This is a genomic window from Halolamina sediminis (genome assembly GCF_001282785.1).
Taxonomy (GTDB): Archaea; Halobacteriota; Halobacteria; order Halobacteriales; family Haloferacaceae; genus Halolamina; species Halolamina sediminis.
This window is the reverse complement of sequence record NZ_CVUA01000001.1, coordinates 1588733-1610503: the sequence shown is the minus strand read 5'-3', so window position 1 is coordinate 1610503 and position 21771 is coordinate 1588733. Positions and strand designations below refer to the sequence as shown.

At 66.1% G+C, this 21771-nt stretch carries 22 protein-coding genes, 1 tRNA gene and 1 pseudogene; 3 read left to right on the top strand and 21 right to left on the bottom strand.

Translation table 11 applies throughout. The features are described from left to right. Positions 1 to 82: 82 nt before the first annotated feature. Complete coding sequence (locus tag BN1959_RS08085; protein WP_053948171.1) at positions 83 to 1369, top strand: amidohydrolase; 1287 nt, start codon at positions 83 to 85, stop codon at positions 1367 to 1369. Between the two features lie 125 nt (positions 1370 to 1494). Here BN1959_RS08085 and BN1959_RS08080 read toward each other — a convergent pair whose 3' ends face one another. The 13 genes and pseudogenes from BN1959_RS08080 to BN1959_RS08020 all read right to left on the bottom strand — a co-directional run bounded on the left by BN1959_RS08080 (position 1495) and on the right by BN1959_RS08020 (position 12309). After that, entirely contained in the window at positions 1495 to 2862 is a 1368-nt protein-coding gene (locus BN1959_RS08080) for a geranylgeranyl reductase family protein (protein ID WP_053948170.1), read from the bottom strand. A gap of 77 nt (positions 2863 to 2939) precedes the next feature. Beyond that, the gene (locus tag BN1959_RS08075; RefSeq protein ID WP_053948169.1) at positions 2940 to 4169 is read right to left on the bottom strand and encodes an ABC transporter permease; all 1230 of its coding nucleotides are present in this window, start codon (positions 4167 to 4169) and stop codon (positions 2940 to 2942) included. Next, a complete protein-coding gene (locus BN1959_RS08070) occupies positions 4166 to 5296 on the bottom strand; it encodes an ABC transporter permease (RefSeq protein WP_053948168.1) in 1131 nt (376 codons plus the stop codon). The genes BN1959_RS08075 and BN1959_RS08070 overlap by 4 nt, the downstream gene beginning before the upstream one ends. Beyond that, positions 5293 to 6852, bottom strand: coding sequence for an ABC transporter ATP-binding protein (locus tag BN1959_RS08065; protein WP_053948167.1), 1560 nt, complete (start codon positions 6850 to 6852; stop codon positions 5293 to 5295). Before BN1959_RS08065 ends, BN1959_RS08070 begins: the two co-directional genes overlap by 4 nt. Positions 6853 to 6922: 70 nt before the next feature. Then, a complete protein-coding gene (locus tag BN1959_RS08060) occupies positions 6923 to 7996 on the bottom strand; it encodes a BMP family lipoprotein (RefSeq protein ID WP_053949351.1) in 1074 nt (357 codons plus the stop codon). 295 nt (positions 7997 to 8291) lie between these two features. Further along, complete coding sequence (locus BN1959_RS08055) at positions 8292 to 9272, bottom strand: PLP-dependent cysteine synthase family protein (RefSeq protein WP_053948166.1); 981 nt, start codon at positions 9270 to 9272, stop codon at positions 8292 to 8294. A gap of 69 nt (positions 9273 to 9341) precedes the next feature. Further along, positions 9342 to 9626, bottom strand: coding sequence for a DUF5798 family protein (locus BN1959_RS08050; protein ID WP_053948165.1), 285 nt, complete (start codon positions 9624 to 9626; stop codon positions 9342 to 9344). Between the two features lie 48 nt (positions 9627 to 9674). Continuing rightward, a pseudogene (locus tag BN1959_RS15040) lies at positions 9675 to 9980 on the bottom strand (NAD(P)-dependent oxidoreductase); the annotation flags it as partial. A 69-nt stretch (positions 9981 to 10049) separates the two neighbouring features. Then, entirely contained in the window at positions 10050 to 10286 is a 237-nt protein-coding gene (locus BN1959_RS15035) for a hypothetical protein (protein ID WP_053948163.1), read from the bottom strand. A gap of 60 nt (positions 10287 to 10346) precedes the next feature. Continuing rightward, positions 10347 to 10790, bottom strand: coding sequence for a hypothetical protein (locus BN1959_RS08035; RefSeq protein WP_053948162.1), 444 nt, complete (start codon positions 10788 to 10790; stop codon positions 10347 to 10349). A gap of 90 nt (positions 10791 to 10880) precedes the next feature. After that, positions 10881 to 11237 carry an antibiotic biosynthesis monooxygenase gene (locus tag BN1959_RS08030; protein ID WP_237560313.1) on the bottom strand — a complete coding sequence of 119 codons (357 nt, stop codon included), beginning with the start codon at positions 11235 to 11237 and terminating at the stop codon, positions 10881 to 10883. After that, entirely contained in the window at positions 11234 to 11962 is a 729-nt protein-coding gene (locus BN1959_RS08025) for a fumarylacetoacetate hydrolase family protein (RefSeq protein WP_053948161.1), read from the bottom strand. Before BN1959_RS08025 ends, BN1959_RS08030 begins: the two co-directional genes overlap by 4 nt. Positions 11963 to 12015: 53 nt before the next feature. Continuing rightward, positions 12016 to 12309 carry an acylphosphatase gene (locus tag BN1959_RS08020; RefSeq protein WP_053948160.1) on the bottom strand — a complete coding sequence of 98 codons (294 nt, stop codon included), beginning with the start codon at positions 12307 to 12309 and terminating at the stop codon, positions 12016 to 12018. Positions 12310 to 12401: 92 nt separating this feature from the next. Between BN1959_RS08020 and BN1959_RS08015 the strand changes: the two genes are divergently transcribed. Beyond that, positions 12402 to 13772, top strand: coding sequence for a phosphomannomutase (locus BN1959_RS08015; RefSeq protein WP_053948159.1), 1371 nt, complete (start codon positions 12402 to 12404; stop codon positions 13770 to 13772). Between the two features lies 1 nt (position 13773). Here the strand turns inward: BN1959_RS08015 and BN1959_RS08010 are convergent, their stop codons facing one another. After that, the gene (locus BN1959_RS08010; protein ID WP_053948158.1) at positions 13774 to 14202 is read right to left on the bottom strand and encodes a CoA-binding protein; all 429 of its coding nucleotides are present in this window, start codon (positions 14200 to 14202) and stop codon (positions 13774 to 13776) included. Positions 14203 to 14240: 38 nt separating this feature from the next. Then, positions 14241 to 14849: an RAD55 family ATPase gene (locus BN1959_RS08005; protein WP_053948157.1), complete on the bottom strand. Its 609-nt coding sequence runs from the start codon at positions 14847 to 14849 to the stop codon at positions 14241 to 14243. A gap of 211 nt (positions 14850 to 15060) precedes the next feature. On the opposite strand from BN1959_RS08005, the gene BN1959_RS08000 reads away from it, so the two are divergent. After that, a tRNA-Arg gene (locus BN1959_RS08000) sits at positions 15061 to 15135 on the top strand. A 225-nt stretch (positions 15136 to 15360) separates the two neighbouring features. Here BN1959_RS08000 and BN1959_RS07995 read toward each other — a convergent pair. From BN1959_RS07995 to BN1959_RS07970, 6 genes are all read right to left on the bottom strand, one after another. After that, positions 15361 to 16083: a TraB/GumN family protein gene (locus BN1959_RS07995; RefSeq protein ID WP_053948156.1), complete on the bottom strand. Its 723-nt coding sequence runs from the start codon at positions 16081 to 16083 to the stop codon at positions 15361 to 15363. A gap of 221 nt (positions 16084 to 16304) precedes the next feature. Next, the gene (locus BN1959_RS07990; protein ID WP_053948155.1) at positions 16305 to 16796 is read right to left on the bottom strand and encodes a hypothetical protein; all 492 of its coding nucleotides are present in this window, start codon (positions 16794 to 16796) and stop codon (positions 16305 to 16307) included. Continuing rightward, positions 16796 to 17098, bottom strand: coding sequence for a hypothetical protein (locus tag BN1959_RS07985; RefSeq protein WP_053948154.1), 303 nt, complete (start codon positions 17096 to 17098; stop codon positions 16796 to 16798). Before BN1959_RS07985 ends, BN1959_RS07990 begins: the two co-directional genes overlap by 1 nt. Before the next feature lie 63 nt (positions 17099 to 17161). Beyond that, positions 17162 to 18469: a hypothetical protein gene (locus BN1959_RS07980; RefSeq protein ID WP_154018249.1), complete on the bottom strand. Its 1308-nt coding sequence runs from the start codon at positions 18467 to 18469 to the stop codon at positions 17162 to 17164. 395 nt (positions 18470 to 18864) lie between these two features. Next, positions 18865 to 20229, bottom strand: a complete 1365-nt coding sequence (locus tag BN1959_RS07975) for a restriction endonuclease (RefSeq protein ID WP_053948152.1) — start codon at positions 20227 to 20229, stop codon at positions 18865 to 18867. 104 nt (positions 20230 to 20333) lie between these two features. Further along, a complete protein-coding gene (locus tag BN1959_RS07970) occupies positions 20334 to 21716 on the bottom strand; it encodes an ATP-binding protein (RefSeq protein WP_053948151.1) in 1383 nt (460 codons plus the stop codon). Positions 21717 to 21771: the final 55 nt, after the last annotated feature.

Here is a 21771-nt window from a genome sequence, read left to right as displayed (position 1 = left end):
AGGTGGCGCGAGGCGAGGTAATAAAGGCCGTGGCTCGGACGGCCGGCCGGGGTTTAAGCACTCGCGGGCCGACCGGTCGGCCGTGCACGTAGACGCCGACGACCTGACCTCGTTCCGCCGGGAGCTCCACCGCCACCCCGAGCCCGCGTGGTGTGAGTTCTACACCACCGCCCGCATCCTCGAGGAACTCCGGGCCCGTGACGTGGACGAACTCCACGTCGGGCCGGACGCGCTGGAGGAGAGCGACGAGCCGCGGATGTCCCTCCCCGATCAGGCCACGCGCGCCGAGTGGAAGGACCGCGCCGTCGAGGCCGGCGCGGATCCCGACCTACTCGCACGGCTCGACGGCGGGAACACGGGCGCTGTCGCCGTGATCGAGCAGGGTGAGGGACCGACAGTCGGCCTCCGGGTCGACATCGACGGGCTGCCGATCACGGAGTCCGACGACGACGAGGAGCACGCCCCCGCCGCCGAGGGGTTCCGCTCCGAGAACGAGGGGTACATGCACGCTTGTGGCCACGACGCCCACGCGACCCTCGGGCTGGGCGTGCTCGACGCGGTGCGCCACAGCGACTTTTCTGGCACGCTGAAGGTGTTCTTCCAGCCCGCCGAGGAGCGCGTCGCCGGCGGCGGGCCGATGTCCCGCTCGGGCCACCTCGACGACGTGGACGCGCTGTACGCGGTCCACATCGGACTTGACCACCCGACCGGCGAGATCGTCGCCGGCGTCGGCGGCTTCCTCGCCGTCTCCGGCTTCGGAGCCGAGTTCACGGGCTCCTCGGCCCACGCGGGCGCCCACCCGGAGCAGGGCGACAACGCGATTCAGGCGATGGCCGAGGCGATCAGCAACATGTACGCCGTGCCGCGCCACGCCGACGGGCCGACCCGAGTCAACGCCGGCGTCGTGGAGGGCGGCACCGCCTCCAACATCGTCGCCGAGCACGCGCGGATGGAGTGTGAGGTCCGCGGACAGACCACGGAGCTGATGGAGTACATGTGGGAGAAGACCGGCCGCGTGCTCGACGGCGCTGCGACGACCCACGACGTCGAGGTCGAGCGCACGCTGAACTCCCGGGCGCCCTCGGCGGAGAGCGACGAGGAACTCGCGTCGATCGTCGCCGACGTCGCCGAGGGTGTCGCGGGCGTGGACTCGATCATGGGGCACGACGAGCTCGGCGGCAGCGAGGACGCGACGTATCTGATGAACCGCGTCGAGGAACAGGGCGGGCGGGCCTGCTACGTCGGCCTCGGTACCGATCACCCCGGCGGTCACCACACGTCGACGTTCGACGTCGACGAAGAGTCGCTCCGAATCGGCATCGAGACGCTCGCGGGGGCGATCGAGGCGTTCGGTCAGGAGCAGGACTGACTGGGTTGGGTTGCCGCTAGCAGCCAGAGTAGAGTTTCCACGAACGACCGTAGGGAGTGAGGAGGCTTTTGGCCGAGCTTTTGCCAGGGAGGCGCCGAAGGCGCCGACCGCAGCAAAAGGTCGGGTTAGTACTTCGGATCGGCGCCGGTCCGCTCGTAGACGCGCTCCATGATCGAGTCGCGCTGGTCCTGCCAGCGCGGCAGCGCCGACGGGCGGTCGGGGTAGGACTCGTAGTGGTCGAGCAGCTCCTCCGCGAGGTTGCGGACCTGGTAGATCTCCCAGAGCTGGTCGAGGTGACCGACCGCGCCGCGGAGCGTCTGGAACGCGGTCCAGGGGCCGATCGAGGCCTTCCCGGAGTAGAGCGCCTCCGCGATCGGCTCGCCGGGCAGCGAGGCGAGCAGTGAGGTGAGTTCGTCCACGTCGATCGCCGTCGAGAGCACGTTGTACACGTCGAGCGCGGCGTAGCGGGCGCCGAAGTGGTCCATGACCCGCTCGTTGTAGCGCCAGAGCTCCTCGTCGGCCCGGCCGCCGGCGATCGCGGACATCGCCTCCTCGGCGGCGTACTGCCCCGAGTAGGCCGCGCCCGCGATCCCGCCGCCGGTGGTGGGGTTGACGAGACCGGCGGCGTCACCGACCGCGACCAGGCCGGGGGCGGTCGCGGAGTCGTACGGGCGCCGGGTCGGGAGCGAGGCGCCGAGCTTGTCGACGACCTCCGCGCCCTTGAACTCGGGGCGGTTCTGGAGGTCGTTCCGGAGGTCTTGGACCAGCTTCATCGGCTCCTCCGACATCTGGAACCCGAGGCCGACGTTGATCTCGGTCGGCGTGCGCGGGAAGTACCAGAGGTAGCCCGAGGCGCGGTCGGTCGGCTTGAACACAAGCGCGTCGTCCCAGTCGACGGGCTCGGGTACCTCGACGATCTCGCGGTAGGCCGAGCAGAACTGCGAGTACGAGACGTTGGTGTCGAACGTGGCGTTGGAGAAGTCGGCCTCGTCCTGCAGCACCGAGAGCGCGCCGGCGGCGTCGACTGTCACGTCGGCGTGGAACGTCTCGACCTCCCCTTTGCGCTTGCCGCGAACGCCGGTCACGCGTCCCGAATCGGTCTGGAGCACGTCCGTAACGACGGTGTCGTAGTGGAACTCCGCGCCGGCGTCCGTGGTGGCCTCGATGAGCTTCCGGCCGAACTCCCAGCGGTCGATGACCGCCAGCTCGCCGGGCACCGGGATGTCGAGCACGGTGTCCTCCGAGGGGATCTCGAAGCGCCCGTGGTCGACGCCGGTGTTGGTGAACGAGGATTCGATCTTCGACTTCGGGATCGAGTCGGGGAAGGAGTCGGCGCCCTTCAGGGCGTCGCCACAGGCGATGTGGCCGGCCTCTTGCTCGTCCTTGCGCTCGACGACCGCGACGTCGAGCCCCTCGCGAGCGGCCGTCGCCGCCGCGTAACAGCCTGAGGTGCCGGAACCGACGACGACGATGTCGTACTCGTGGGTACTCATTTGCCAACCCTCGGGTGGGCGGGTGCAAAACTCTTTATCACGAGCCCGGCCCCCGCCGAGAGAGGGGGCGCCGGCGATCAGTCCTCGTCGCTGTCGTAGTGTTCGCCGGCCGCGTCGGGCGTTCTGGTCCGTCCGACCAGCGCGAGCACGACGATCACCGTAACGTAGGGGACCGTCTGGATCAGCGAGTCGGGGATCGCGTAGTTCAGCTGCTGGAGCCGGAACTGGAGCGCGTCGAGTGCCGCGAACAGCAGCGAGGCGCCGAACGCGCCGAAGGGGTTGTAGTTGCCAAAGAGCATCGCGGTGATGCCGATCCACCCTCGGCCGTCGACCATCGTCGTCCCGCTCCCGACGAAGTTCCCCACACGACCGAGCGAGAGGCCGGCGCCGCCGATCCCCGAGAACACGCCGGAGATCAACACGGCGGCGTAGCGCACGCGCCGGACGTCGACCCCCGCCGTGTCGAGCGCCTTGGGGTTCTCGCCGCTCGCACGGACCCAGTAGCCGAAGGAGGTCTGGGTCAGGACGTACCACGACAGCGGCGTCGCGACCAGCAGGAAGTAGACGACGGGCTCGGCGTCGAACAGCACCGAGCCGACCGCCGGGAGCTGTGAGAGCAGCGGCACCGTCCACGTGCCGAGCGTGTCCACGCCCGGCGAGTTCACGCTGCCCCAGATGACGTTGCTGGCGAAGGGGGCCGCCCCGAGCGCGATCAGCCAGACCGCGAGTCCCGCGATCACCTGATCCGCGCGGTACTCGATCGTGACGACCGCGAACAGCAACGAGAACGCCCCGCTGACGAGCACCGCGACGTAGAACGCGATCCACGTCGCCGCGAGCGTCGGCCCCGCGAGCAGGACCGTGAGCCCGGCGAGCACCGCGACCGCGAGCACGCCGCCGCCGCCGCGGATCGCGATCTCCCGGAGGGAGTCGCCGAGCAGCCCCAGGAGCGCGCCGGCGACCGCGAGCAGTGCCGCGATCACGAGCAGGAGCACGACCCCCGGCCCGAGGCTCACGCCGCCCTCGCCGATCGTCCAGTGGGCGACCGCGACGCCGGTGAACGCGCCGACGATGAGCAGCCCTTCGAGCCCGATGTTGATCACGCCGCTGCGCTCGGCGAAGATCCCGCCCAGCGCGGCGAACGCGATCGGAACCGCGAGTCGGAGCGCAGAGGCGGCGTAGCCGGCGTCGAGCACGTTCGCGAGCTCGCCCGCCGGCGTATTCGGGAATAGCTGCCCGACTAGCACGACCACGCCCACGGCGAGCGTGCTGACCGCGAGCAGCGCGAGGCGCTTGATCGCCTTCATCGGCCACCCCCCATTCCCCAGCGCACGCCGAGCGTTCGGAAGAACTCGGGCATGGCAACCAGGAGGATCACTAGCCCCCGAATGACGCCGACGAGCTGTCTGGGCACGCCCAGTTGGAAGTCGATCGAGAGGCTCCCCGCCTGCATCGAGCCGAACAGCGGCCCGGCGAACAGCACGCCGAGTGGGTTGTTGCTCGCGAGCACCGACACCGTGATCCCGTCGAAGCCGAGCGACGGGACGCCGTTGACCCAGCGCCCGACGGACATCAGCACCCACACCGCGCCGCCGAGGCCGCCGATCATTCCCGAGAGCGTCATGCTCGTAACGACCATGCGCTTGGCGTCGACGCCCGCGTAGTCCGCGGCGTCGGGCTGGATGCCGGCGGTCCGCAAGTCGTAGCCGAACGCGGTCCCCCAGAGCAGGTAGGTGATCAGCAGCGTCAGGCCGATCGCCATCACCAGTGCCAGCTCCGGGCCGAACCGCGCGGCCGCGGGCACGTCACGCGTCTCGACGCTCCCGCTACCGGGCTTCTGGAAGTACGCCGAGACGAGGAAGAAGGCCACGTCGCTCGCGACGAAGTTGAGCATGATCGTGGTGATCACCTCGTTCGCGTCGGCGTACGCCTTCAGTGCGCCCGGGATCGCGGCGTAGAGCCCGCCGACGACCGCGCCGGCGACCATCGCGACGACCGCGATCAGCGCGCCGCCGACGGGGCCCGAGGGCGCGGCCGGCCCGATCCAGACCGCCGCGAGCGCGGCCGCGAGCGCGCCGAGCACGAGCTGGCCCTGCGTCCCGATGTTGAACAGCCCCGCACGGAACGAGACGGCCACGGCCAGTCCCGTGAACAAAAGCAGCGCGGAGTTCTTCAGCGTCTCCTGCAGCACGAACGAGTCGAAAAGCGGCGCAAGGAACAGGTAGCGGTACACGGCGAGTGGGTTGTAACAGAACGGACCGGCGATCGGTGTGGCACACTCCGCGAACACGCCCGCGACCAGCGTGACGACCCCGCCGAGCAGGATCGCCGTGATCAGTGCGGCGACGCTGACGAGCAGGCGCTCGCCCGCCGAGGCGTCGACCAGCCGGTCCATCACGCCCGCGATCGGGTCCGGCAGGCGGTCGGGGTTCATTGCTCACCCCCGTTCCGCCGGGAGGCGCGTGGTACGTCGTCGGGCTCCTCCCCGGCCATCAGCAGCCCTAACTGTTCCTCGGTGACCTCGGCGGGATCGACGACCGCGACCAGTTCGCCGTCGTGCATCACGCCCAGCCGGTCCGAGAGGCTCCGGACCTCGTCGAGCTTCGAGGAGACGAGCAGCACCGCCGCCCCGTCCTCTCGCAGTTCGAGCAGCCGGTCGTGGATGAACTCCACGCTCCCCACGTCGACGCCGCGGGTCGGGTGAGAGGCGACGACTGCATCGGGATTGCGGGCGAACTCCCGCCCGACGATGAACTTCTGTTGGTTCCCGCCCGAGAGCGACTCCGCGGTCGCCCCCGCGTCCGCGGGCCGTACGTCGTACTCCTCGACGATCGACTCCGCGTGAGCCGCCGCGTCGTCCCAGCGGATACGGCCGCCGTCGGCGAACTGCGGGTCCCGCTGGCTGCCGAGCAGGCCGTTCTCGGTCAGATCGTACGACATCACCAGCCCACGGGCCTGTCGGTCCTCGGGGACGTACGCCATCCCCGACTCGATCCGGTGCCGGCGGGAGGCGTCGGTCACCTCCTCGTCGCCGAGATAGATCCGGCCCCCGGCGGGGGTCCGCAGCCCCGTAATCGCCTCGACTAGTTCGGACTGGCCGTTGCCGTCGACGCCGGCGATCCCGAACACCTCGCCCTCGGCGACCTCGATATCGACGTCGTCGACGGCGCGGACCCCGCGGTCGTCCTCGACGACCAGGTCGCGCGCGGCGAGGCCGATCGAGCCCGCCTCGACGGGCGATTTCTGCGTGTCGAACAGCACCTCGCGGCCGACCATCATCTCCGCGAGCTCGGTGTCGTCGACCCCGCTGGTCTCGACGGTGCCGACGTTTCTCCCGTCCCGGAGGACGGTCACCTCGTCGGCGGCGGCAGTCACCTCGCGCAGCTTGTGGCTGATGAAGATGATCGTCTTCCCGGCCTCGGTGAGTTCGTCGAACACGTCGAACAGCTCCTCTACCTCCTGTGGCGTCAGCACCGCCGTGGGCTCGTCGAGGATCAGGATGTCGGCGCCGCGGTACAGCGCCTTCAGGATCTCGATGCGCTGTCGCTCGCCTACCGAGAGGTCGCCGACGGTCGCCTCGGGGTCCACGTCGAACCCGTAGCGGTCGGCGAGCTCGGCGACCGCCTCGCGGGCGGCCTCGCGATCGACCGCGAGCCCGCCCCACTTCCGGGGCTCGTCGCCGAGCACGACGTTCTGGGTCACGGTCATCGGCTCCACGAGCATGAAGTGCTGGTGAATCATGCCGATGCCGGCGTCGATCGCGTCCCGGGGGGAGTCGAACGTCCGCTCCTCACCGTCGACGACGACGGTGCCGTCGGTGGGCTGATAGAGGCCGTAGAGAACGTTCATCAGGGTCGTCTTGCCCGCCCCGTTCTCGCCGAGGAGGGCGTGGACGCTCCCACGTTCGACGGTGAGGTCGACCTCGTCGTTCGCGAGGACGCCCGGGAACTGTTTGGTGATCCGTCTGAGGTCGACCGCTGGCGCGCTCATCTGTGTTGGTTCGAGGGGGTAGAGGGTAGTTCAGCCCCGGGGCCGGGGCGAGCGACGGGTCGCCGCGAGCTCAGTTTTCGGGCTCGGTCGGCACGTCGATCTCGCCGTCCTGAATGGCCTGACGCGAGCTGTCGAGCGCGTCGAGCACGTCCTGCGGGATCTCGCCTTCGTACTCGGTGCCGATGACGGCTTCGACACCCTCGTCGTCGAGACCGAGCGCGATGGTGGAGCCGCCCTGGAACTCGTCGTTGACGACGTTGTCGACCGCGTTGAACACTGCGGTGTCGACGTGTTTGACCATGCTCGCGACGATCGTGTGGCTGGCGTCGCTGCTCAGCGACTGGTCGCTGTCCACGCCGATCGCGAGGCGGCCGTGCTCGCCCGCCGCGTTGAACACGCCGCCGCCGGTCGCGCCCGCGGCGTGGTAGACGATGTCGGCACCCTCGTCGTACATCGAGCCCGCGATCTCCTGCCCGCGGCCCGGATCGTTCCACGAGCCGGCGTACGCCGAGCGCACCTCGATCTCGGAGTCGACGTGTTCGACGCCGGCGATGAAGCCGGCCTCGAACTTCTTGATCAGGGGGTTCTCCTTCCCGCCGACGAAGCCGATCACCTTCTCGTCGGGGTTGGTGGAGAACGTCTTCTCGGTGCCGCTGTAGGTGCCCTCGTGGCTGAACTCCCGGGTCGACAGCAGCCCGGCGAGGTGGCCGACCTGGAACGAGCCCTCGTGTTCGCGGAACGTGTAGGAAGCGACGTTGTCGGCGTCGAGCTCGGCGTCGACCAGCATGAAGTTCTGGTCGGGGTACTCCGACGCGTTCTCCTGCAGCGCACTCCGCTGGGCGAACCCGATACACCCGATCAGGTCGTAGTTGGGGTCCGTCGACGTCGCGAACTGCTGCTGGAACGTCCCGAACTCGCTCTGTCCCGTCGGCTCGGTGTTGTCGTAGGAGATACCGAGCTCCTCCTCGGCGCGCTGGATACCCGCGTGCGCCATGTCGTTGAACGCCTCGTCGCCCAGACCGCCCAGAGCGTACACCATCCCGACGTTCGTCTCGGCGCTACCGCCGCCACCCCCGCCGAGACAGCCAGCCAGTCCGGTCAGTGCCATGCCCGCCGCGCCCCCGACGAACGTTCGCCGATCGATCTGGTCGCGCATCGTTGTGCGTCTCTCTCTGTGAACCGCGGTTAAGCCCGTCGTTTCGCGGCGCGTTCGCGACCGAACGTTGACAGTTCTTCCGGAGTTTGTTACATGGATCTGTACTTTTCTCCCCGAATCTCGTTACTGTTGCCCAAACAAGTACACACGTTTGTGGGTGGTCTCGCAGTCGACGCGACGAACTCGACAACCACGGCCGAGACGAATGGAGCGATCGGCGCCGTGTCAGTGTCCTCACGAGGGCTGCCGCGGGCTCGCGCGCACCGCTGCCGGTGGCGTTCGATCAGCCCTCCCACTCCTCGTACTCGCCGTAGATCCCCTTCGAGAGGTAGCGCTCGCTGGAGTCGGGGAACACCGTCACCACCGCGTCGTGGGGGGCGTCGATCTCGCCGTCGGCGATGCGTCGCGCTACTGTCTTCGCCGCGACCGCGTTCGCGCCCGCACTGGAGGCGACGAGGTGGCCCTCCTCGGCAGCCAGCCGCTGGACCTCGGCGTGGGACTCCTCGTCCGGCACCGCGTGGACCGCGTCGACGAGGTCGGGGTCGAACAGCTCGTTGGTCGAGGTGTCGTGGGTGCCGATCCCCTCCGTCTTGTACTCGCCCTCCTCGCGGTCCTCGCCCAGTAGCATGCCGTACAGCGATCCCTCGGGCTCGACCGCGACGACGTGGGTGTCCGACTGCTGTTCGCGGCCGTAGCGGGCCATCCCCATCAGCGTGCCCGCGGTGCCACAGCCCGCGACGAGCGCGCCGACTTCGCCGTCGAGGGCGTCGTAGATCTCGGGCGCGGTCGTCTCGTAGTGGGCTTCAGCGTTGAGCGGGTTCGAGAACTGCTGGGGGACCGCGGCGTTGTCGAGCTCGTCGGCGAGCTCGTGGGCGCGCTCGATCGCGCGGGGCATCCCGTCCTCGCTGGGGGTGTTGATCACGTCGGCGCCCAGCGCGCGCATGAGCTGCTGTTTCTCCACCGAGAACCGTTCGGGCACGACGAACACCGCCTCCAGATCCAACTGCCCGGCGGCGACGGCGATCCCGATCCCCGTGTTCCCCGCAGTGGGCTCGATGATCGTCCCCCCGGGGTCGACGTCGCCCCGCTCCAGCATCCCTTCGAGCATGTACTTCCCGATCCGGTCTTTGATGCTGGCGCCGGGATTGAACGACTCCAGCTTGGCGTAGACGGGGACGGCGTCCGGGCTGTCGTGGACCCGCACCAGCGGCGTCTCGCCGATGGTGTCGAGCACCGAGTCCAGCGGTTCCCGATAGGTGGTCATACTCGAACGTGGGCAGTGGCGTTTGTGTAGCTTACCATCTCCGAGAAAGCGTCCGTCGTTTGCGGCTACTCAGTCGCCCGTCGCCGCGTCCTCGTCGTCGGCTTCGGCCTCGGTGATGTGGGCCTCCGCGGCGACGGCGTCGACGCCGACGTCGTGCTCCTCGGCGATCGCGTCGAGAACCGCACGCTGCTCGGCTAGCTCCTCCTCGACGCGGCCGACGCGTCGCTGGGTCTCGTCGACGGCCTGCTGTGTCTCCTCGACCTCCTCGCGGAGCTTGTTCATCCGTTCGTACAGCTTCTCGGCCTTCTCCGCGACGGTCTGGAGCTTCTCTGCGGTGCTTCCGAGTCCAACCATACCCGAGAGATGGGGGCGGGGGTTTGTGTCGTTTCCGGTGGCTCGGGGTCAGACGACTTGATTCGCCAGTCGCTCCCCGCGGTCGATCCGGCGGAGGTTCTCCCGGATCAGCGCGGCCATCCGCTCGGGGTACTCGCGGTGGGCGGCCGCGCTGTGGGGCGTCACGATCACGTCGTCCATCCCCCACAGCGGCGAGTCCTCGGGCAGCGGTTCGGTCTCGAACACGTCGAGGGCGACGTTCACGAGCACGGCGTCGTCGCGCATCGCCGCCAGCTCCTCGGCGCCGAGCAGCCCTTCGGTCTCGTCGGTCAGCGGCACCGCCAGCGCGACGAACTTCGTGTCACTGATCGTGGCCTGTAGTTCAGAACTCGGGTGGAGCGTGAACGGCGCGTCCCAGTCGGCCCACGCCCACTCCTCGCGCGCCTACTTACTGCGGAACTCGTGGAGCCGGCGGGCGAAAGAGAGCATGCAGCCCGCGACCGTCTCGCCGACGCCCTCGCCGTGGACCCCGGTGCTGTTGGTGAGATTGGTCCCCGCGGCGTCGAGTTCGCCGAACGGGAACCGGTCCACGCCCGACTGGACGGAGTGGATCCAGTTCAGCCCGACGTCGAGGAAGGCGTCGTCGTACGCGAACGTCACCAGCGCGTCGACGCCGTCCAACGACTGACGTACGGCCGCTGAGATCAGAACCGCTGACGCCGCCCACCGTTCTGTCGCCGACTACACGTCCGGTCGAGCACCGCGAACCCGGTCGACACCGAGACCGAAGAGATAGCCTGCGCAGAACGCTGCGCTCCCCAGGAGCACCGACACGACCGCGTACACGGCCAGTCCGGCCGGGTCGAACAGGAACGCCAGCCGTCCCGCGAGTGAGTGGCTGGGCGAGAGCCCGAGGAAGGCCCACTCGGCGCTGAAACCGAAGTAGGCCCCGAAGAGGCAGAGCCACGCCGAAAGTAGCGCGCCACGGTCGTAGCCGATCAGGACGGCGGCGACGGCGCCGACGAGCGTCGCCTCGCCCGGAATCACCACGATGCCGCCCGAGACGGCGAACATACCGGTCGCGTAGGCGACGAACGAGCCGACGAACAGGGCGGCGGCAGTGAGGAGGCCGAGGTTTCGCTGGAAGCGATTACCGAGCAGCAAGTCGCGCGTGGAGGGGGCCATACGAGTGCTGCGCAGCGGTGGTACAAGTCGTTTGGGCAACAGATCGGGTGTCGAGCGCCGGCGGTCGACTGCGACCACCGTCGCGCCCGGTCACGCCCGTTCGCTCGCCCGATGGTCGTAGTGGACCGCGCCGTCGTCCCAGCGGGTCAGTAGTTCCCGCGCTGTGTCGGGGACGTGTGCCTGCTCGTAATCCTCCCCCGCGAACGCGGCGACGGCGTCGTAGTCCGCGAAGCGGATCTGGGTCACGAACTCGACCTCGTCGCCGTCCTCCCGCCGGAGGAGGTCGTAGCCGAGATACCCGTCGCCCGACATCGTCGCGAGCAGCCCCTCTTCTGCGTCGGTGAGAAACAGCTCGTAGGCGTCGGCGTCCTCCGGTTCGGTCCAACCGTGCCAGACGCGGACGATCGCGCCGCCCCCCTCCACGGTCGGTTCGCTGCTTTCGCTCACCGCTCTACGTCGTGTTCGAGCGTGCCCACGCCCTCGACCTCGATCTCGACGGTGTCGCCGTCCTCGAACGAGCCGACGCCCTCGGGGGTCCCGGTCGCGATCACGTCGCCCGGTTCGAGCGTCATGTACTGGGTGGCCTCCTCGATCAGCGTCGGCACGTCGAACACCATCTGGTCGATCGTTGCGTCCTGCTGTACCTCACCGTTCACCCGGGTCCGGATCGTCGCGTCTTCCGGGACGTGTTCGGGGTCGGCCACGCAGGGGCCGATCGGCGCCGCGCCGTCGAACGCCTTGCCGCGCACCCACTGGGACTCGCTGCGCTGGTCGTCGCGGTTGGACACGTCGTCGACACAGGTGTAGCCCGCGACGTACTCCATCGCGTCCTCGCTGTCGACGTTCTTCGCTTGCTTCCCGATCACGACGCCGAGTTCGGCCTCCCACTCGACGCGCTCCTTCCCTGCGGGCAGCGTGACCGTGTCGCCGTGACCCGCGACGGTGTTCGGCCCCTTCAGGAAGAGGAGGGGTCGATCGGGCACGTCGGCGTCGTGCTCCTCGGCGTGGGCGACGTAGTTGCGCCCGACACAGAGCACCTTGCTCGGCTCGCTAGGCGCGAGCAGTTCGACCTCGTCGAGCTCGTACGTCTCGCCCGCGAAGCTGACCGAATCGCCGTGCCACTCGCCGTCTCGGGCCGCGCCGCTGGGATCTCGGAAGCGTGCGTGTCGCATCACCGTGTCGGTCGGTCCCGTGCCGCTAAGTCGTTCCGGCTCCGGCGACCCGCCTACCCCGACCAGCGAACGTGGAACCCGTCCTCGCCCCGTGGCTCCTCGTAGGTCACCTCGACGCGCTCGACCTCGGCCCGGGGGCTGCCCGTGTGGCACCAGCCGACCATCGACTCGACAGACCGTGCGTCGCCCTCGAACACCGCCTCGACCCGGCCGTCCTCCCTGTTCCGGACCCAGCCGTTCACCCCCCGCTTCGTCGCGGTCTCCTCGGTGTTCGCCCGGTAGGCGACGCCCTGTACGTTCCCGCTGACGTGGACGTGCGCACGGACGATGGTGTCGGAGTCGCTCATGGGGGAACGATCCGCGGAGCGATACTTAACAGCGACGCCCGCGATCGTCCGGAACCGGGCAGGCAAAGTAGCCCCGCGTCGACCGCTCGAACATGGAACTGTTCGGAACCGCCGGTATCCGCGGGGACGCGCGGGAGACGGTGACGCCGTCGCTGGCGCTGCGCGTGGGACAGGCAGCCGCCGCCGACGCACGAGAGCAGGCCGACGGCGACACCGCCGAGTTCGTCGTCGCCCGCGACGGTCGTGAGACGGGACAGGCGCTGGTCGACGCGATGGCCTCGGGGCTGGCCTCGGCGGGCGCCGACGTGGTCGAGATCGGACAGGCGCCCACGCCCGCGCTCGCGTACGCGAGTCAAGATCAACACGGGGTCGCGATCACGGCCTCACACAACCCCCCGGAGGACAACGGGATCAAACTGTTCAGGGACGGCGTCGAGTACAGCGGCGCCGCCGAGGCCCGGATCGAGGGCCGGATCGCCGAGGGCACAGAGCCGACCCAGTGGGACGGCTGGGGCAGCCACGAGACCGCCGAGATTCTCGACGACTACCGTGACGCGGTCGTGGAGTACGCCGAGGGGTTCGGCGCGGCTCTCGACGGGCTGCGCGTCGTCGTCGACTGCGGCAACGGGATGGCGTCGCTCGCGACGCCGCACGTGCTCCGTGAGCTGGGCGCGGAGGTCGTCACGCTCAACGGCAACGTCGACGGCCACTTCCCCGGCCGCGGGAGCAAGCCCACCGAGGAGACGCTGGGTGACTGTATCCGATTCCTAGAGGACGGGGAGTTCGATCTCGGGATCGCCCACGACGGCGACGCCGACCGGATCGTCGTCCTCACCGGCGACGGCGAGGTCGTCCACGAGGATACCGTGCTCGCGATGCTCGCCGAGGAGTACGTCGCCGCCGCCGACAGCGAGGCCCCGACGGTCGTGACGACGCCCAACGCCTCCGCGCGCATCGACGAGCGCGTCCGCGCCGCGGGCGGCCGCGTCGAGCGCGTCGCGCTGGGCTACCTCCACGACGGGATCGCCGACGCGCGGGAAAACGGGGCGGACGTCGCGTTCGCCGCGGAGCCGTGGAAGCACGTCCACACGCGCTTCGGCGGCTGGATCGACGGCGTGGCTTCGGCAGCGGTGCTCGCCCGCCTCGCCGCGGAGGTCCCGCTCTCGGAGCGCCGTGAGCCGATCCCCGAGCGGCCGTACAGAAAGGTCAGCGTGCCGTGTGCCGACGACGCCAAGGTCGACGCGATGGCCCGCCTCACGGAGACGCTGCCGGAGCGGTTCCCGGAGGCCGAGGTCGACGACGAGTACGGCGTCCGACTCGAACTCCCGGACGCATCGTGGGTGCTCGTCCGCCCGAGCGGCACGGAGCCGTACCTCCGGATCTACGCGGAGAGCGAGGACGTGGAGACGCTATCTGAGGCGGCGCGGACGGTCGTCGAGGACGCGATTGCCGAGGCGGAGTAGCCTACGCCGACGCGATCAGTCGGTCGTGCTCGATCTTGATACAGTGGTCCTGCACGAAGTCGAGTCCAGCTTCTTCGGCTAGCTCCGCGGCTTCGTCGCTTTCGATCCCCAACTGGAGCCACACCGCCCCGGCGTCGCCCCGCTTCTCGTGGCGCTCGATCACGTTTTCCACGATGCCCGGGGTCTCCTCGCTGGGCCGGAACACGTCGACGAGATCGATCTCCTCCTCCACGTCGGCGAGTGAGTCGTACGCTCGCTCGCCGAGGATCTCGTCGGTGTAGGGGTTGATCGGCACGATCCGGTAGCCGTGCTCCTGCAGGTAGCTCGGTACGTCGTGGGCGGCCTTCCCTTCGGTCGTGGAGCAGCCGACGATCGCGATGGTGTCGGCGTCGAGCAGTTCGCGCAGGCCGTCGTCGTCGGTGATGGACATGGCTGTCGGTTGGGGCTCCACAGTGAAAGGTGGTCGGCTCAGGCGTCCGCGAGGTGGATCACCGGCTCCTCATCCTCGTGCACTTCGACGACGCCGTCGAACAGCTGTTTGAGCGTGTTGAGCGTCTGCTGGTCGTGGGCCGTCTCGTCGATGCAGTAGAGCCCGAGCCCGTCGACGCTCTGGACGCGACCGGTGAACACGTGGAGGAAGCGGAACACGGTCTGGAGGTCCGAGTACATCAGCAGCGTCGTCAGCGAGTGGAGCATCACGCGGTTGTGGGTGATGTTCCGGTCCTGGTAGAACGCCTGCAGGAACTCCGAGAGCTGGATCCCGATCCCGGTCATGTCCACGGGCGAGGAGGCGTACTTGACGCGATTGCGATCGGGCACGTCGTCGCCCTGTTGTTTCGTGACACAGTCGACGACGGCGACCGGGCGGCTCTCGTAGCTCGTCCGCTCGGCGAACCGCTCCAGCATCAGGTCGCCACTGTCCTTCGTGGTTACGATGATCGACCCCTCGCCGGTCTCGGTCCCCGCAGCCAGCAGATCGAGACAGAGCGCCCGCTTGCCCGAGAGCGGCGGCCCCGTGAGCAGGATGTTGGTCCCGGGCTCGACGGTCGCGTCGAGATGTGGCTGGAGATCGTACATTAGGCGGCGGAGAGCGGACAGCGGGTAGATCCAACGGTGACGCGGTACCCAATCTGCCCAGGAGTCATCGGATGGTTAGACGATGCTTTGAGGCGTTATTATTCTTTGTGATTGGTGGATGGTTTGGGGCGCCGACGACGCCGACGCCGGCGGGCGAACGCCGGACCGAACCGAGTGACTTAACTGTGGGTCCGCAGTACGAAGGCGTGTCGGGCGCTTAGCTCAGCCTGGACAGAGTACTTGGCTTCGGACCAAGCTGTCGCGGGTTCAAATCCTGCAGCGCCCATCCTTCTGCGTGACGATCAACATTTGGCAGACGGCGGTACGTTCCTTATAAAGGAGCCCCTCCGCGGCCGTGTTGATTTCATCACGCTCCGGAACGGGGGTCGCCGATGTCATGCGATTCGCCTACATTTGAATATCACTCAGAACACATAATACTTGGGTGGCAGTCGATCTGCGCTTACTCGCGGTCGTCAAACGAGGTCGAAAATCGGTTCCGCTGCGAAGCTTATCGAATCCCGCCCGGCTGTGTTGATGAGGCGCTAGAGTACGGCGAGTCCCGAGGGAACAACTGATAATCGACCACCGGCGGGTTCTCGATGAGGTCATCAGGGATACTCGCCGGGTCGCGCAGCAGGTCGAGCACCCCAGTCAGATGTTGGACACCGACTGCGGCGACGATCGTGTCAGCCTCGTCTTGCTCCGCGAGCGCGTGCAGGTGACCAGCCATCACGGCGTCGCGCTCAGCAATCACGGTCTGGAACTGGTCCGGGACGCGTTGTTCCGTTATCTCCCGCCACCGGCGAATCGCCGGGAGATCCAGTTCGCGGTACGTAGCGCGCGTCAACTCCTCCGGCGAGTCAAGGTACCCGAGCTCGGTGAACGCCTCAACGTCGATTTCTGCGAAGTCCGCCGTGCTCTCGTACTCTCGTGTGTCGATCCCGGCGAGCAACAGGTCGTACCAGCGGTCCGTGATGTGCGCCGCAGCCTCGACTTCGTCACGAGGCGGCCACCGTGCGTCCTGCACATCCGGGTGGTACTGCTCAATTGCCTCGGCACACGATTCGACGGCGACGACATCAGGCCCGTACCGCGTGATCGCCCCGGTTATCCGAGCGATTGCGAGGGGAGTGCTGTGCAGAACTCCCAGCACGTGGACGCCGCCGACGCGCCCAGCCGTGTCGCTGTCCGTGATCCCGGTCGCGTCGATAGGACGCCGGTCCTCAGGCATCGCCGTCCACCCCCTGGGGGGCAGTTGAACAGCCTGCTTGGTAGAAAATACTCCTGGTGAGCCGTACTTTCACGAGTCGCGCATGCTCATGTCGGAACTGCTTCATACGGGCGATAGTCAAGAAACCACTTAAAAAATTGCAAAGTTGCCGCGCCAAACCTCAACAACTCACGAGCGAGTCAACAGGTGTCGCCCACTGTTCGACGAAGAGATCCCGACCGTCAATCTTCGAAGAGCTGTCGTGCGTACCGATAGATCGGCGCACCGAGCCAGTCACGTCCCTCTGCGATCTTCTCAAAGGCAGTTTGCGCTCGTTGTTCGGACCACGTCCCTCGCTTGACAAGCGCTCGGAGCACGATAGGGGACAACACGACTTCGGCGTCCACCAATTCTTGAAGCTCGGGGAGCGCCCGATAGTCGTCAGTGACGAGAAACGGTGTGTCCCGGGTTCGCGTCGCCGCGACGCAACTTGCCTCACCAGCATCAATGCGGCTAGTCTCAAACGCTTCGGCCTGTGTTTCGACGATACTGAACGCGTCCTCGCTGCCGAGAACCGTTGCTGCTCCGTCCCCGTGCCGGTCGTCGTAGTCGGCGGTAGCTTCGAGTTCCTCCCAGACTGTCTGGGTCGTTATCACGTCGTACTCCGCAAGAACAGGATCGAGCGCATCGCCGACTGCCAGCGAGATGAGCGCGCTCGTATCGACAACGAGCATCAGAGATCGGCGAGGTCGTCGGCCAGCTCTTCGCCACGGTCCAAGACGTTCTTCGACGATCGGACCGCCTCAGCGTCCTGTCGGCCGATCACGTCGACGAGGTTCTCGAAGTCGATCTGGTCGTCGAGGTACAGTTCGATAACCGCTTCCCGGAAGCTCTCTTCGGACTCTTTCTCTTCGAGATACTGCTGGAGCGCCTCGATCAGCACCTCTGTCCGGTTCTTGTGTGTTACCTCTGCAGCGATGTCAGCCTGCGTGACCAGCTCCTCAGGAAGCCGGAAGTTCACTCGCTTGGTACTCATCTTTGTACAGACGTTGTGTGTACACCTGTTTAGTTGTGTCGGCGAACCCGCTTCCTCTCGGGGCTAACAGAAATCGTCGAGCCCGGCCTGTTGCGTGGGATCGAGCTGCTCGGTTTCCGGCCACTCGATCGTGACGTCGTGTTCGGCCGTGATCCGCGGGTCGAGCTGTCGAAGCACCGGGACAGAATCGCCCGGGCCGACTATCGCCGCTTTACAGTCGTTACAGACCGTGTAGACATCGCCATCGTCGATTTGGATTCGCTGGTACCCGCTCTCGGCACACCCGACAGTACACTCCGGTTCGGCATTCCGGAGTCGTCGCAGCGACGCTTCTGCCGATGACCATCGAAGTTCCCTCACGAGTCGGTCGTGCTCCTCGACAGAGAGGCGGAGCGTCAACGACGCCTGTTGAACAGTCGCTCGGAGATCCGCTACCGACTCGTACCTCGGGTCATCCTCCGAATGATTGTCACCCAGATCATCGAGCCGTTCATCAAGCGCTTCCAGTATCGATCGCTTCTCTTGCGGGCACATGTGGAGCGTCGAGTACGGGTTCAGGTCGGCGATCGACACGGTCACCTCCGGTGCCGGCAGCGAAGTCGGCCACCAGTACATGTTGTCCGCGTCATCGACGCCGAGCTCCTCCACGGCGACGAACTCACTGCCACGGGGTGGTTCGTACGCCCACTCCGCAGGATCGATCGGGCCGAGAACCCGCCACGTTTGCTCGACCACGTCGAACTCGAACCGGTAGTACGCGTCCTCCGTCTCGACAGCGATACATCGCACGCGCGCTGCGCCGAGATCAGCGATATCGGCATGTGCCTTGTAGAACTGCAGCAGTCCCGTCTCGGCCCAGACAGTGACTGCACCGCCGTAGGCTTGCTTGGCACATGTCTTCAGACGAACCAGGTCGCCTAGCGTGGCGAAGTGTGCGGGCAGTAACTCAGTCCGATCCCCCCGTGACGTGGACCGATACTCCTCAGTCTCGACAGGGATCGTTTCATCGACAGCCGTGGCGGATCGGACCAGCTCCTGCAGGTGGTCGAAGCCGATCCACTTTCTGTCGGAGGCGGATCCGACCGTCGAGAGGCTCGACGCGCTCTGAATCGGGCCCGCCATGACCCAGTGGTCCTCGTCGAAACGGAACTGGTAGGCATCGTCGTCGGTGAGGACGACGAAGTTGATGACGAGTTCCTCACCGTGATCGGGAAGCCCGAACTCACGTTTCGTCTCGACGGTATTGATCTCTACCCACATCGCCGTGTCGCCGTTGAACGCCGATGCGACCTCCGGCAGCTCCGCGACAAGCAGCGGTCTCGCCGGAAGCGAATCCACGGAGCACCACTCATCATCGCTCTTTGCCGCCATCACGGATCACCTCCCGTGGTACGCAGAGCTTTCTTCCTGTCAACGATCTCGTGCATATGTACGGTTCCTTGAGGATCATTATAAAGCTATGTAAAGTCCCGACGCCGAAATCCGGCGTTTCAGGGGAATTTCTTCCTCGAAACGCTCAGGTACACGAACCACGGTGAGTTTGTGAGGAATCATTCGATCACAGTGCCCACTGCCCCGAAAAAATAATGTTACTTGACGGCCATGTTCCCGACTGGCCGCGCATACACCTGTGCGGCCGGCACGGGCGCACCACCGCCCGCAAGAACTTGGGGTTACACCCAGGGTCACTCTCACAACCCGCGGGTTTTCCATCGGCGACGTGTTCCGAGCCAGTCTAAACCGCCGAAACCGACTCTACAGTATGATCAGATTCCCCCAGCAGCGGCAAAGAAACCGAGCAGTACAATGACGACGAACACTACCGCGCCGACAGCCAGTGGCGTGTTCTCCATCGCTTTCTCGTAGAACGGCATGGCCTCGTACTGTTCCCGGAACGCATCCCGATTCGTCTCATCGTAGAAGTACTTCGTTTTGAACGCAAAGCGCTCGGTTACCGCGCACCCCGTGCAGACCGGAGTTTCTTCCAGCCGCTCGGTTTTGACGTGGGAGTCACAGTTGATGCTGCCGCAGTTCCCACAGTACGTGTAGGTATTCTTGGAGCCTGCTGTGTCACAGTGAACACACTGATGGATCCCGTCGTCACGTGTTACGCGTGATGGCCCTGCCGCGAAATACTCGTAGGGATACGAGTACGACTGAAGGTCCGTCGTGTGCCGGACTTGTGGCACGTACACCGGTTCGATGGACTGGACCGAGATATCAGAGCGGTTCGGTTCGCAGGTTTTCGTGTACGTGACGTTGTTATCCCCCGTATAGGACACCGTCGTCGTGTGGTGATCCTGGAGCCGTTCGACAGCCCACTCTTTGTACTCAGTCTGCGTTTGCCCGTACCGTCGCTCCTCAACGCGATCGAACACGCTCTCGAACTGATCCGTATCGAGGTCAACAGTCGTGTGGAGGTTCTCCAACACGAGATTCGAGACGTCCTCAGAGGTTGTTCGTGGCTGCCCGCGGTCAGCATGCACGACGAACCGTGACCGGTCGTTGACCCGGTGAATCACGCCGACCGAAGTCTCGAAGACAGCGTTCGTGTCCGCTGTCACCGCCACGACTGGCCGGAATGTGACTTCCGAGTACGGCGTGGGAAGCTCTGATGAGTCGATGTTTTCGATGTCTTGGAACGCTTCCTCGACCGGCGCAGTCACAGACGTTGCCGGATCGTACGCCCGGAGCGTCTCGTCGCACAAGATTTCGATCCGGCCGTTGTAGAGGTCAAGCCCGATTTCGTCGGCGATCTCACGAAGGTCCGCACCGTCGATGAGTTCGATCGGGTACGGGTCGTCGTTCCGATGCAGCCGCTCAGCATATTCAATAGCCGGATTCGTGAACCGGCCAGTCGTCACCACCATGCCGCGTTTCGGCCCATCGAACTCGAACGTCGCAATCGCCGAGTGCAGTTTCTGCACGACCGGCCGGCCGACCGTCCCCGTGTGCTTACACTCGACGACGATCCCGCGACGCTGACCGTCGACGATCTCCTCCATGAGGATGTCACGCCCCTCGTCAGCCGTCCGTTCAGCTTGCCGGACGTTCTCGTACCCGAGATTCCGGAAGACGTCCTCGATGACGTCCTCGAACTCGAACCCGGAGAGCTCGTCCAGCACAGGCATTCTGACAGTTTCACTTGTTGGCCCTCCATCGTATATACGTTCCCTATGGTCGGGATCGGTGTCCTCAGAAAAGCGTGAGAAACCGTCGACAGCGACATCGGGAATCAGAACGCGCTGACGATGTCCTCGATCGAGAACAGGCGGAGGTCGGCCCGTTCCTCCGCAGCCTCAATCAGGCTCTGGGTGAAGCCGCTCCGCGAGAACAAGCAGAACTCGTAGGCGACATCGCTTCCGCCATGTGGCGTCCAGCGGATATCCTCGACGTCGCTTTCGAGATCGTTCAACACGTCGTACCCCATCGGCTGGCTGGTGAACTTGCATTCGCCGGCGACCATCGTCGCGTCGCTCGTCAGTCCGACCACGTCAACCTCCTGCTCCTGATACCACCAGCTGCCGACTCGCTCGAACGTATACCCGTCATAGAGGTCATACACGGCGGTTCGGCACAGTTCCTCGAACTTCGGACTGATTGCGTCTGCGAGGTGTGGTTCGATCAGTTCATCGTAGGCGTCGGTGCCCGCCCGGTCGTACTTGTCGCCCTGTCCATAGACGAATCGGAACCAGAACCGGAACAGCGCGTCCTGCAACACGTACTGCCCGCGCCGCGATTGTGCCGGATTCTCGGTCACCGGTACTTTCCGGTCGACGATCTCCAAGTCCTGCAGATTCTTCAGGTAATGGCTAATCTGATCCGAGTCGATGCCGGCCGTCTGTGCGATCTCGTTCGAGGCCGCGTTCCCAGCGGCGATCGCCTTCAGGATCGAGAAATAGCGGTTCGGATTCTCTAACTCCGTTCGCAGTACGTACTCGGGTTCGTCGTGGAGGAACCCACGTTTCGAGAGGATGGCATCCCGGATGTTCTCCTCCAGTGGTCGGTCGTCGTCGACGGCCTGCAGGTAGTGTGGTGTCCCGCCGAAAACGCCCCACGTTAGCACCGTCTCCTCAGGGCCGTAGTCGGGGAAGAACTCCGTGGCGGCGTCGAACGGCAGTTCTTCCAGCTGGAGGCGCATGTCGAACCGGCCGTGAAGCGGGCTTCCGCCACTCATCACCTTCTCTTTCATCATGCTGATCGATGATCCGACAAGCACCAGCGTGGCACTCGTGCCCTCAACCTCGTGATCCCACAGTCGTTGGACGACCGAAGGGAGGCTCTCGTCACTCTCAATCAGGAATGGGAATTCGTCGAGGACGATCAGCGCGTCCTGCTCGATGAGATAACCGAGGACATCCTCCCACTCGCGGCGGATCCGCTCGATACCCGGAAAAGCTCTCGCCGCCTCCGCCACGAAGTCATCGAGTTGCATCTGCTTGGTCGTCTCCGTGGCTTGATAGTAGACGACGTCGTCCCGATCACGAATGGAGTGTTCGACTAACTCCGTCTTCCCCACACGCCGGCGGCCCCAGACGGTGATTAGTGAGGCCTCGTCGGAGTCGTACCGTTTTTGAAGGGCCGCAACGTCCGCATCGCGGTCGACGAATCCGTCCATACGCCTACAGTCCGGGTCCACCCCAATAACAGCGTCGATAAGGTAGATCAGATTA